This is a genomic window from Marinomonas fungiae (genome assembly GCF_001418205.1).
In the GTDB taxonomy this organism is placed as follows: Bacteria; Pseudomonadota; Gammaproteobacteria; order Pseudomonadales; family Marinomonadaceae; genus Marinomonas; species Marinomonas fungiae.
This window is the reverse complement of the sequence record NZ_LIQF01000004.1, coordinates 279250-291413: the sequence shown is the minus strand read 5'-3', so window position 1 is coordinate 291413 and position 12164 is coordinate 279250. Positions and strand designations below refer to the sequence as shown.

Sequence of the window (12164 nt, the reverse complement as noted above, 5' to 3'; positions counted from 1 at the left end):
CAGAAGTCTCGCTAACTGGTTGTGATTCGGTGTTGTTAGGCGACTGGCATAGTTTTCCATCATGAGCGCATTTATGGTGTTGGCGACCAGAACGATAACGTTGGGGAGATCGCTACGGAGAAGGCTCACTGCAAGGCAAACGCGCCATGCTCTCCTTCACCTGCGGCGGATGGCCTGAACACTTTGGAGAGCGAGGAATCAACGGCCCGATCAACGACCTACTCTTCCCCATACAACACGGAATGTTATTTTACCCAGGGTTTGACGTACTGCCGCCTCACGTCCTATATCGTACAGATAGATTTACCAACGAGGACTTTGAATTAGCGAGCCAAAACCTCAAACAGATCGCACAAAACTTTTGGGGTATAGAACCCATCCCCTTTCGCAAGCAAAACTTTGGCGACTACTCGATCCCAGATATGCAGCTCAAATCAGGGCTTGAAACGTCAGGCACCGCAGGGTTTGCCATACATAAGCGTTGATCCTTTACCACGCTCCCCTGATACCGGGGGAGCGTCTGGGAAGTCGCTGGTCAATGGTTATTTCGTTATGAACACCCCAAATCTAGAGACGGCTGAGGTAAATGCCGCCCTTCTTTTTTCGATTTAAAATTTCTGAAATCGGCGTAAAAATCACGATGATCACATTCAACAATCGTCATGAGATGATCAATCGTAAACGTGCCAAACTTTTGATAAGTGCCGACTTCATGACTAATGGTGTCAAACATAGGAGTTCCGAAAATGGTTCGAATAGCTTCAAGCCGACCTTCACCATAATCAAGATAATTTAAGTTAATCACTATTTCGTCTGAAGCAAGACCATTAGGGATTTTTTCCACTAATCGTGTATCTAATTCAGAAGCATCTACAACCAAATAAAGCCTTAAGTTATAGCTAATCTCATCATCGAGCTGATGGCGTTCCCAGGTTGCGACAGCCGTACCTGTCATGGATACGGACTCATTAAGTTCAACCTTTCCTGTTTCTGAATCCACCTCAGCAGCGGCTGCATAAGTTTGATAATCGAGCAAAGAAACAATAGTCACTAGAACTGTAATCAGCACTCTAAACATTATTCAAATTCCTTAGAAATAATAAGAGAATTAACTCTTCTTCATCTATTCCTCAAACGAGCCAATATCCACTCTGACAAAGAGACCTCTCAGCACATCAAATTGATACCTCAGGATCGACCACCTTTCTAAAGTGCTTACTCACCTACTTGTAAACTTTTTCTTGAGTAATTCGCGTTTTGTAATAAAAATATTAACACTATAAGAATTTTCTCGGACAAATAGCCCCATGTAAGAAAAATCTTAGCTTTGTAAATATTTTTTAGGCCAACTATGAAACATGCCCCCGTAGGCTACGCGCACTTATTAGAATACACCGACATCGCAGCCATGCCGTTACAGGTGTCAGCTCGTGTTATGCCCGTAACCAAGGTTCAGCGTATTGAGAATACCTTAGCGATACCCGCAGCATTAGCGCCTGCTGAGAACATTCTCGATCACGTGCTCTTTGCTCTTAAATATGAAGACCTTAATTTACAAATACTCTCTCAGGCTCTGCCTCAGGTGGACGAGAGCAAGCTTTTAGCAATCTATGAATCTTCGCCTATGGGCAAATACATTCGTATGGCCTGTTTACTCTGGGAGCATTTCAACCAGCAGCTATTACCACGCACCACTGAATTGACGCGTGGTAACTATATCCCTTTATTAGATCCTAAGCGTTTTATCACCGCAGATAACCAGGCAAATAAACGCTGGCGCGTCCATGTCAATTTAATCGGTTCACTAGACTACAGCATCATTGTGAGACGCACCGAACGATTGGAAAAGGCTCTAGCACAAAACACACTTCAAAAAGCCAAAGAGTTTACTGATAAGTTAGATGATGCCATGCTCAACCGAGCTTTATCGTGGGTGTACCTCAGTGAAACCAAAGATTCTTTCGCTATCGAGAAAGAGCAGCCCGATACGAATAAAATCCAGCGCTACACCAACCTCCTGAGACAAGCACACATCCCCCGTGCAATCGATGAAGACTATTTAACAGAATTGCAAAAGGCCACGATCAACAACCCCTATGAATGGGCCGTGGCCTATCGCAATGAGCAGAACTACTTAAGTAATGGCCCTGGTTCTATCGGCGTCACGTATGTCCCACCCTCACCGAATTTATGTCGAGAACTCATGCAAGAGTGGGAGCAACTGACCAACCTGTTGCCAGAGCACGTAGATCCCATTGTGCTTGGCGCGGTTATCTCATTTGGCTTTGTATTCTTACACCCTTTTATGGATGGCAATGGCCGTTTGTCACGCTTTATGTTTCATCACGTACTGTGTCGCAGCGGGCAACTTGCGAACGGCCTGTTACTGCCCGTGTCAGCGGTACTCTATAACCGAGAGCGAGAATATTTAGAAGCACTAAGCGCCTACTCATCCGAGACTCGCCCTTTCTGGCAAGTGGATTACCTTGATGCCGAAAACTTCGCCTTTGAATTCAAAGGCCATGAGTCCATCTACCGCTATTGGGATGGCACCGCCTGTGCCGAGCTGATGGCGGAAGCCTGTGACGAAGCCATGGAACACTATATCAAGCAGGAAGTGGCATATCTCAACCAATACGACACCCTAAAACGCCATATCAATAAGCGGTACGATATTAATGACAGAACACTTTCAAAGTTGGTAGTCTTCTGTTTAGAACAAAACGGCAAGATTTCTAAGAAGCGTAGAGATCAGCTGAAGTATGAAGTGCCTGAAGAAGTATTTGATGCTTTAGAAGACGTTTATACAGAAGCGGTATTATAACAATGTCTTTTTTTGCAAATGACAGTAAGAAAAGTAACACCTTAATATCATTTGAAAGTTCCGAGCATTGCCTCGAATGGGGTGATAGGCAAGCACCCTCTACTGCCTCAAGAGCCAATCCGATTATTGGTTTTATGGCCGCAGGTCGAGACGGCCCTTACAAGAACGCATTAGCGGTATTCCATGCGTTTGATTCGCGCTGACGCGGCGAGGGGAGGAACGACCCGAAATTTGCGCAAGCGAATTGCATGGAATGGCGCAGCAAAGCAGTTGGTAAGCACCGAAGCTGGAAAAGCTGGCAACCTAGAATAGAATCAGGATTGCGAGGAAGTTAACCCCATCCTAACCTTCCCCTTAAAGAAACAAGGGGAAGGAACGCGGATTATCTCAGGCCGGAGCGTTAGCCCAGTGGGCCGCCGAGGATGGTTTTGGATAAGCCGCTGATGATGCCAACGCCAGTTTCAGCGCGAAGCTCGTCATACCACGCTTGGGTTTCTACGGGGTCAAAGCCGTGGGTGACTTCACAGCGTTTGCGGGCTTTAAGGACGAGGTCTTTAACGCGTTCCACCCGGGAGTTGTTGTAGCACTGTAGTGCGCCTTCGATATCGCAGCTGGCGGCGAAGCATTTCCCCAGTACCACGGCGTCTTCTAATGCGGCACAGCCGCCTTGGCCGATATCCGGTGTGGTGCTATGACCGGCATCCCCTAGCAGCGCCACACGGCCTTTGACCAATGGGTTAAAGGGTTCCACATCATGGATTTCAATACGGTTGGTGGTTTCAGGATTGATGGCATCGATCAGACGTTGCACCGGCTCGGCCCAGCCGTCGAAGTAGCCTTTTAAGTCGTTAATCACCGTCGAGCGATCTTCTGGTAACCCTTTTGGCAGAGGTACATCAAAGAAGAAGTAGAAGCGGTTGTCAGCAATAGGCATGACGGAAACGCGTTTGCCATCGGCAACAAACATAGTCCACTGATCCGCTGGGGCAATGGCTTCGTCGATTTCTACTAGGCCGTTCCAATTCACATAGCCAGCGTAGCGACGCTCCACTTTGTGGCCCAGAACATATTCACGAGCGATGGAATGAGCCCCATCGGCAGCGATCATAAAATCCCCGTGAGCCGTCGTGCCATCGGTAAAAGTCGCCGTCACACCGTTTTCGTCTTGGCTGACGCATTCCAAACGCTTGCCAAACTGAACTTTGCCACGACCCCAGCAATCGATCATGCGTGCTTGCAGGTCGGCGCGGGACACAGGACATGGGCGCTCGCCCACTTCAGCGACTAGAGGCTTTAAGCTAAAACGCGTCATCTGTGCAGCACTAAAACCTTCCAAATACGCCATGTTGTGCATCGGACCACCAAGGTCATCTAAGATTTTCCCCATGCCGAGATGGTTCATGCATTTGACGCCATTAGACCAAATCGAGATTGCCGCGCCGACAGGTTTCATTTCTTTGACGGCTTCAAAAACCTCACAATCTATACCTTGTTGATCCAGTGCGGCCGCAGCTGACATACCACCGATGCCAGCTCCAATGATGATTGCTTTCATAGCGACTCCTCTGCGTTGCAAATTCTGAGATTAGTTTCCTATCGCAAGAACCGTGCCCAGAATATTGCTTCGCCGTCAAAGCCTGATGAAACAATAGTTTCAGTTATTTGTTAAACAGTGAAACCTTTGTCTGAGATGAAACTTGCACCATTAGCGTGCAGAAAAGCACTACCCATGCTCAACTAACTGCCACGATAGGTGCTGTAAGAGTATGGCGTCACGAGTAACGGTACGTGATAGTGGCTGTCTTCGTCTGCAATGCCAAAGCGCAATACCACCACATCGAGAAAGCGCGGCTCAGGCATCTCGATGCCCTGCTCCGCGAAATAATCACCGATAGCAAACTCCAGCTCGTAGCGCCCAGCCTGAAATGCTTCTCCTTCGAGCAAAGGGGCGTCACAACGACCGTCCCCATTAGTAAAGGTTTGCTGCAGTAACTTTCGAGAGCCATCCTGCGCTAACGCATACAGTTCGAGCATCACCCCCGAGGCGGCTACGCCCCGAGTTGTGTCCAAAATATGTGTTGTTAAATATCCCATTACAAACCTCTCTTAAACCGTTTAATAACCACTATGCAGGATAAAAATTAGCGCTGACACACAACAAAGATTACGCTCAAGGCAGATGATCAGCTAAGCATAAATACACATTCGATACCATATAGGAGTTTTTATGGGGGCAACCGAAACCGCACTAGTCAAGCAAGATAAAGACAGCTTTATCAATCAGTTAAAGGATATTTACGAACATTCAACATGGCTTGCTGAGGCACTTTACGAGCAACGGGATACGCTTACCAAGCACCCTGATGGCATCCGTGTCGCTGTCACTCAAGCCATGCACGATATCGTTGAAGCGGCTGACCACAGCACTCAACTCGCCCTACTTCGTGCACATCCAGACTTGGCTGGCAAAGCCGCTCTCGCGGGGGAATTAACCGATGCCTCGACCAGTGAGCAAGCCGGCGCAGGGTTGGATCAACTGACACCACCGGAGCTGGAGCGCTTTCTTGCTCTCAATTTCAGTTACCACGATAAATTTGGTTTCCCATTCATCATGGCAGTCAAAGGCGCCACCAAGGATCAGATTCTAGAAGGCTTTGAAGCACGTCTACCGAATGATGTGGCGACAGAATTTCGTCGCGCCCTGAATGAAGTTCATAAAATCGCTGGCTTCCGTTTAGCCGCCCTGCCAAACGCTTTGTGGGGCAAATAGCCTATGCGCGTTTGATCACTCAATTTACGACAGGGAGTTCATAGTAAAAATTGCCTCTTTCGTTTCAGTTGACAAAATAAAGAAACAATTGTTTCATAACCACAGATCAAAGGAGCGACTTATGAAACACGCTATCACCCAAAACCCATTTTTGCGCTTGCCTGAACACTTTTCCCTGACGGTGACGGAAGCTTCAGAGCGCCCGCTTGCCGGTATGCGTTTGGCGGTGAAAGATTTGTTTCATATGCAGGGTTTGCCGACGACGGCGGGTAACCCAACTTGGTTAGCGACGCATGATCAAGCAACTCAAACCGCGTCGAGTGTGAGCACATTGCTCAACGCAGGCGCTAGCTTCGTGGGTAAAACCATTACCGACGAATTGGCTTATAGCCTGAACGGGCAAAATATCCATTACGGCACACCTGAAAACCCGATCACACCGGAGCGCTTACCGGGTGGTTCGTCTTCTGGCTCGGCGGTGGCGGTTTCTGGAGATCTGGCTGACATAGGTCTTGGAACAGACACGGGCGGCTCCATTCGAGTGCCATCTAGCTACAATGGTTTGTTTGGTTTGCGCCCGACCCATGGCGCCATAGCTATGGACAACATGGTCGCGTTAGCACCATCGTTCGATACCGTGGGCTTTATGACTCGAAGCCTTGCGGAGCTTGAAAAAGTCGCTCAGGTGTTGTTACCAACACCGTCCACCAAGTTAACTAAGACACTGATTGCGAAGGATTTAATCAGTCAAGCGGAACACAAAGACGCGCTCCAAGCGCAGCTCGATATTTGGCAAGCGAAAGGCCGTCTTAGCACTGAACAGAATCTCGAAATCGACCCTGTGTACTGGCAAACCGGCACCACATTCCGCACGCTACAAGGGGCGGAAATTTGGCAAACTCACGGAGACTGGATTACACAAAACGATCCTGACTTTGCACCGGACATTGCCAGCCGTTTTGAATGGACAAAAACGATTAGCGCCGATGACGTTGCTCAAGCAAAAACACAACAAGCCAAGTTTCGAGCATGGCTCGATGAGCAGCTTGAAAGTGCCGTTTTGATAGTGCCCACCACACCGGGTCGCGCACCACTTTTAACCATGAAAGACAATGAATTAGCCGACTATCGCAACCAGCTTTTAGAGCTAACAGCGATTGCCGGACTGTGTGGTTTACCACAATTGCATTTGCCAGTCTGTGACATGGACGGCGCGCCATGCGGTCTCTCCCTGATTGGCCCGCGCGGTAGCGATTTAAGTTTGTTAGCCCTAGCCAAAGACCTAATGGAGTAACGCATGTCTTCGATTGCATTTACGGCGCCACATCACGAAGCCACCAAAGCAGGCCAAGCCATCTTAGAACAAGGCGGCACAGCCATTGAAGCCATGGTCGCCGCCGCCGCGACCATCGCAGTGGTCTACCCGCATATGAACGGCCTAGGCGGCGACGGTTTTTGGCTCATCAGCGAACCCGGCAAAGCGCCAATCGGTATTGATGCCTCAGGCAAAGCGGCGCAATTGGCGACCTTAGAGTTCTTCCAAGGCGAAGACAGCATTCCTACTCGTGGCGGTAAAGCCACGGTAACCATGGCAGGCGCCGTTGCAGGTTGGCAAAAAGCATTAGACATTAGCGCCTTCTGGCAAGCACCTAAGCCATTAACTGAACTGCTGCAAAATGCCATCGATCATGCAGAAAACGGCATCGAAATTACCGAAAGTTTGCAATCTGCAAGCCGTAAAGTACATGACGACATAGCCACATTACCGGGCTTTGCTCAGTTCTTGGATCAAGGTGAAACACTGACTCAAGGCAAGCGACTCACGCTTCACACCTTAGCAAAGACATTGAAACATCTAGCGCAGCAAGGCCTGGATGACTTTTACCATGGCGCGGTTGCCGAGCAACTGGCTGCCGATCTTGAAGCGGCAGGCTCGCCAATTCGTTTGGTGGATTTTCATGATTACCGTGCTGAGCAAGTCTCACCATTAAGTGTGGGAACCAGCGTGGGCAAGCTTTACAACCTGCCCGCCCCGACTCAAGGTATTGCGTCTTTGATCATATTGGCGCTGTACGACCGCATTCATCAGCTAGGCGATGGCGGTGAAACCGATATGGCGCACCTACTGATCGAAGCTACCAAACAGGCCTTTATTGCGCGCAACAAATACGTCTCCGATCCAGCACGATTAAGTATTGAATTACAAGACTTGCTCAGCGATCACAGCCTAGCGGCGATGGCGGATAAGATTAGCAAAGATCAAGCGCAAGCTTGGCCTCATCCCGCGCAACACGGCGACACCATTTGGATGGGCTGCTGTGACAGCGAAGGTCGTATGGTGAGCTATATCCAAAGCCTATATTGGGAGTTTGGCAGCGGCATTGTTAGCCCAAGCACTGGCATTGTGTGGAACAACCGCGGCTCGTCGTTCAGCCTAGAAAAAGGTCATTTGCAAGAACTTAAGCCGAATTTAAAGCCATTTCACACCCTAAACCCTGCTTTTGCAGAGCTTAACGATGGTCGTCGAATCAGCTACGGCACCATGGGGGGCGAAGGCCAACCACAAACCCAAGCGGCGTTATTCAGCCGTTACGTTTACCACAAGCAGCCGTTAGCACAGAGCATCGCGGCTGGCCGTTGGTTACTCGGTCGTACGTGGGGAGATGTGAGCCACAACTTAAAAGTGGAAAGCGATTTCGCGGCCGAAGCCGCAGACACATTGATTGCCCGCGGTCATGACCTAGTCGCTGTGCCTGCGTGCAATGAATTAATGGGCCATGCTGGCGCCGTGGTGTTGTTCCCCGAGGGCAACACCGACGCCGCCACCGACCCACGCAGTGATGGCTTAGCGGTTTCTTCGGCTAGTTATTCTGGTTAAGTAAGTGAGCTAGAGAGTCATTCAGACTGAGCAGCCAATTAGGTAATGGTCGCCGGCTGGCAGACATCCCTGTCTGCGACAGCCTACCCAGCCCATCCATGGGCTAGTGCTTGCCATTCCCTGATTGGCTGTCTCATTGAGTGAAATAAGTACCCATGATTAAAAAACATTCCAGATAATCAGCGTTAAGCAGGAATTATCTGTAGGAACAGACAACCCTTCAAGACCAGCAATCAGGATGATTGCGTAGGCTTAATCGGCACAGGGATGTGCCGTCTAAGCCGGGTCGAGAAGGCGTTGCTGTTCCGATTTGAAGCAAATACTAAATAGAATCATACACAACAATCCTTAAGCAGGAGTTAGAAAGCAGATGTCATTCATAATGGAAAACTATTCCATGATTTTAGCCATGATGGGCACGGGCGTAGTCGCGGGTATCTTGGCCGGTCTTTTAGGCGTTGGTGGCGGTATCGTTATCGTGCCGGTGCTGTTTTTCTTATACCAAGGCCTAGGCGTGAGCGCTGATACCGCGATGCTGGTTGCAACCGCGACGTCTCTGGCGACGATTATTCCGACATCGATTAGCTCGATTCGCGCCCACAACGCCAAAGGCAATGTGGATTTCCAACTGCTAAAAGCGTGGGGCTTCTTTATTTTCCTTGGCGTATTGCTGGGTAGCTTCGTGGTAACCCGTGTCGATGGAGAGTGGCTGACTCTGCTATTTGGTGTGATCGCAACCCTGTCTGCGATCAATATGTTGCTTGGCAAGAAAGACGCGCTATTTAACTCACTGCCAGGCAAAGCTGGTCAAAGCGTTATTGCCACTTGCATTGGTTTCTTCAGCTCGATGGTCGGTATCGGTGGCGGTACGCTAACCGTGCCAACGCTAACCTTTTGTAACTACCCAGCGCACCGTGCCGTGGGCACCGCCGCAGCCGTGGGTCTGATCATTTCTCTGCCTGCTGCCGTCACTCTGTTAATTGCAGGCCAAACGCCAGCAGATTCGCCTTTCGGCACCTTTGGCCTCGTTAACTTAGTCGGCGCTGCCTGCATTATCCCGCTGACCGTATTGTTTGCGCCGGTGGGTGCAGGCCTTGCCAGCCGTTTGAACGCTGCCATGTTGAAAAAAGTGTTTGCGATAACTCTGATTTTCACTGGCCTTAGAATGCTTTACCAAGTTTTAGCCTAGGAGCTCCCCATGCAACCTCTACAATTTCCACCACGTTTGCTAATGGGCCCAGGTCCAATTAATTGTTACCCAAGTGTGTTGCAAGCCATGTCAACACAGCTTGTGGGTCAGTACGACCCAACCATGACCAGTTACATGAACGAAGTCATGGCGTTATACCGTCAGGTGTTTAACACGCAAAACCAACAAACGTTCTTAATCGACGGCACCTCTCGTGCGGGCATTGAGGCATCTTTGGTATCGGTGCTAGAACCTGGCGATAAAGTCTTGGTGCCGATCTTCGGCCGCTTCGGTCACTTGTTGACAGAAATCGCTGAACGCGCGGACGCAGAAGTGCACACCATTGAAGTGCCTTGGGGTGAAGTCTTCGATCCGCAACAAATCGAAGAGGCGATCAAACGCGTGCAGCCAAAAGTATTGGCCATCGTGCAAGGCGATACCTCGACCACCATGCTTCAGCCATTGAGTGATATCGGTGCCATCTGTCGTGCTCACGATGTGCTGCTGTACACAGATGCAACGGCGTCTATCGGTGGTAACCCATTTGATATGGACGCTTGGCAAATTGATGCGGTTTCCGTTGGCCTTCAAAAATGTCTAGGCGGCCCATCAGGCAGCGCGCCAGTGAGCTACAGCGATCGTTTCGTTTCTGCCGTACGCAAGCGTCACCACGTAGAAGCGGGTATCCGTGATGCGCACCATACAGAGTCCACAGGCTCACGCATTCGTTCTAACTACTTTGACCTTGGCATGATCATGGATTACTGGGGCGAAGAGCGTTTAAACCACCATACTGAAGCGGCGACTATGCTGTTTGGCTCACGCCAATGTGCCATTGAATTACTACGTGAAGGCCAAGACAAAGTCATTGCACGTCACCAATTGGCAGGTAATGCCATGCTTCAGGGGATCCAAGCGATGGGCTTGCAGCCTTACGGGGATTTGAGCAATAAGATGAGCAATGTGGTCGGCGTTCACATACCGGATAATGTCGATGGCGAGAAAGTGCGCCACGATATGCTCAACATCTTTAACATCGAAATTGGCACCAGCTTTGGCCCCTTAAAAGGCAAAGTCTGGCGCATCGGCACGATGGGGTACAACGCGCGCCAAGATGCAGTTTTGCACACACTTCAGTCGCTTGAAACCGTGCTGCGCGGCCAAGGTTTTGCTCTGCCAAATGGTGAAGGGGTTGATACTGCGCTTGCCGTGTACTCTTCAGCAAAAGAAAGTGCGGCGCAAAAGGCCTGCCTATGATGGATTTCAAGGCCCTTGGCCAAGAGGTCATGGAGCGCTTGGAAACGCTTGGCAAGATTAGCCAATCGTCCGAGCACCTCGACCGTCGCTACCTGACTGAGCAACATAAAGAAGCCAATCAACTGGTAGGCGGCTGGATGGAAACTGCGGGGATGCAAACATGGCAAGACCAAGCAGGTAATCTGTGGGGACGCTTTGCGGCCGAAGAGGCTGACGCTCCGCGCTTTATTATGGGCAGCCACTTAGATACCGTACCGAACGGCGGCAAATACGACGGCATGCTCGGTGTTGTCGCACCCATTACGCTAATCGAGGCCTTCCAAGCGAAAGGTATTCGTTTACCGTTCCACCTAGACATCGTCGGCTTTGGTGACGAAGAAGGCACTCGTTTCGGCTCGACTTTGCTGGGTAGTCGCGCGTTAACCGGTCAATGGCCAGCAAGCTGGGCAGACCTAAAAGACGATGACGGCATGAGCCTTGCCGAGGCGCTGGAAAACTTTGGTTTAAGCTTCGATAAAGTATCTGAAGCGGCCATCCCTACGGACAACCTGAAAGGCTATCTTGAGCTGCATATTGAGCAAGGCCCAGTCTTAGAAGAGAAAAACCTTCCTGTCGGTGTGGTCAGCGCCATCGCGGGAGCCAAGCGTTTTGAATTCACCGTCACGGGTATGGCGGGGCACGCGGGCACTGTACCGATGCCAATGCGTTTAGATGCTCTGGCCGCTAGCAGTGAGATGATTTTAGCCATTGAAGCCGTGGCCAAAGAGCATGGCGTGGTCGCGACCGTTGGGCAAATTAACAATCGCCCCAATGGCGTCAATGTGATCTCAGGCAAAACCGTTTTCTCATTGGATATCCGTAGCGAACACGACCAACAACGTGATGATGCTTTAACCGACTTGATGGAACGTTTGGCGACGATCGCTGCAAAACGCAACGTAATCTTAGAACATCAACAAACTCATAGCGCCAGTGCGGTGCACTGTGATGGCGAGTTACAAAGCGTGCTACGTGATGCTATCGCCGCTCAGAACATTGAGGTACATACGCTGTTCTCCGGTGCGGGCCACGATGCTATGGCTATTGCCGAGATTTGCCCCGTGGCCATGCTGTTTATGCGCTGTGATAAAGGTATCAGCCACCACCCGGCGGAAGCGATTATGACCGACGATGTGGTCACGACCTTGGCGGTGTTAAGCCACACGCTGCAGAGTTTGAAATAGGCTTTAGGTATCACCAAAGGGGT

Annotated in this window: 10 protein-coding genes and 1 pseudogene; 8 read left to right on the top strand and 3 right to left on the bottom strand. The window is 50.1% G+C overall.

Annotated features, from left to right (window positions below; translation table 11 throughout):
* Positions 1–125: 125 nt before the first annotated feature.
* Positions 126–485: pseudogene (locus tag ASC49_RS08375) on the top strand (NAD(P)H-dependent oxidoreductase); the annotation flags it as partial.
* A gap of 65 nt (positions 486–550) precedes the next feature.
* Here the strand turns inward: ASC49_RS08375 and ASC49_RS08370 are convergent.
* On the bottom strand, positions 551–1078 hold the full coding sequence (locus ASC49_RS08370; RefSeq protein ID WP_055462785.1) for a hypothetical protein: 528 nt from the start codon (positions 1076–1078) through the stop codon (positions 551–553).
* A gap of 273 nt (positions 1079–1351) precedes the next feature.
* On the opposite strand from ASC49_RS08370, the gene ASC49_RS08365 reads away from it, so the two are divergent.
* Positions 1352–2824 (top strand): Fic family protein, encoded by a 1473-nt coding sequence (locus tag ASC49_RS08365; protein ID WP_055462784.1) that lies wholly within the window; start codon positions 1352–1354, stop codon positions 2822–2824.
* A 400-nt stretch (positions 2825–3224) separates the two neighbouring features.
* On the opposite strand, the gene hpxO is transcribed toward ASC49_RS08365, so the two are convergent.
* A complete protein-coding gene (gene hpxO, locus ASC49_RS08360; RefSeq protein WP_055462783.1) occupies positions 3225–4379 on the bottom strand; it encodes an FAD-dependent urate hydroxylase HpxO in 1155 nt (384 codons plus the stop codon).
* A gap of 182 nt (positions 4380–4561) precedes the next feature.
* Positions 4562–4918 carry a hydroxyisourate hydrolase gene (gene uraH / locus ASC49_RS08355; protein WP_055462782.1) on the bottom strand — a complete coding sequence of 119 codons (357 nt, stop codon included), beginning with the start codon at positions 4916–4918 and terminating at the stop codon, positions 4562–4564.
* 133 nt (positions 4919–5051) lie between these two features.
* Between uraH and uraD the strand changes: the two genes are divergently transcribed.
* The 6 genes from uraD to ASC49_RS08325 all read left to right on the top strand — a co-directional run bounded on the left by uraD (position 5052) and on the right by ASC49_RS08325 (position 12141).
* A complete protein-coding gene (gene uraD / locus ASC49_RS08350; RefSeq protein ID WP_055462781.1) occupies positions 5052–5594 on the top strand; it encodes a 2-oxo-4-hydroxy-4-carboxy-5-ureidoimidazoline decarboxylase in 543 nt (180 codons plus the stop codon).
* A gap of 121 nt (positions 5595–5715) precedes the next feature.
* A complete protein-coding gene (locus tag ASC49_RS08345) occupies positions 5716–6888 on the top strand; it encodes an amidase (protein WP_055462780.1) in 1173 nt (390 codons plus the stop codon).
* 3 nt (positions 6889–6891) lie between these two features.
* Entirely contained in the window at positions 6892–8472 is a 1581-nt protein-coding gene (locus ASC49_RS08340) for a gamma-glutamyltransferase family protein (RefSeq protein ID WP_055462779.1), read from the top strand.
* Positions 8473–8842: 370 nt separating this feature from the next.
* A complete protein-coding gene (locus ASC49_RS08335; RefSeq protein ID WP_055462778.1) occupies positions 8843–9661 on the top strand; it encodes a sulfite exporter TauE/SafE family protein in 819 nt (272 codons plus the stop codon).
* A gap of 9 nt (positions 9662–9670) precedes the next feature.
* On the top strand, positions 9671–10918 hold the full coding sequence (locus tag ASC49_RS08330) for a pyridoxal-phosphate-dependent aminotransferase family protein (protein ID WP_055462777.1): 1248 nt from the start codon (positions 9671–9673) through the stop codon (positions 10916–10918).
* The gene (locus tag ASC49_RS08325) at positions 10915–12141 is read left to right on the top strand and encodes an allantoate amidohydrolase (protein ID WP_055462776.1); all 1227 of its coding nucleotides are present in this window, start codon (positions 10915–10917) and stop codon (positions 12139–12141) included. Before ASC49_RS08330 ends, ASC49_RS08325 begins: the two co-directional genes overlap by 4 nt.
* The last annotated feature ends 23 nt before the right edge of the window (positions 12142–12164 follow it).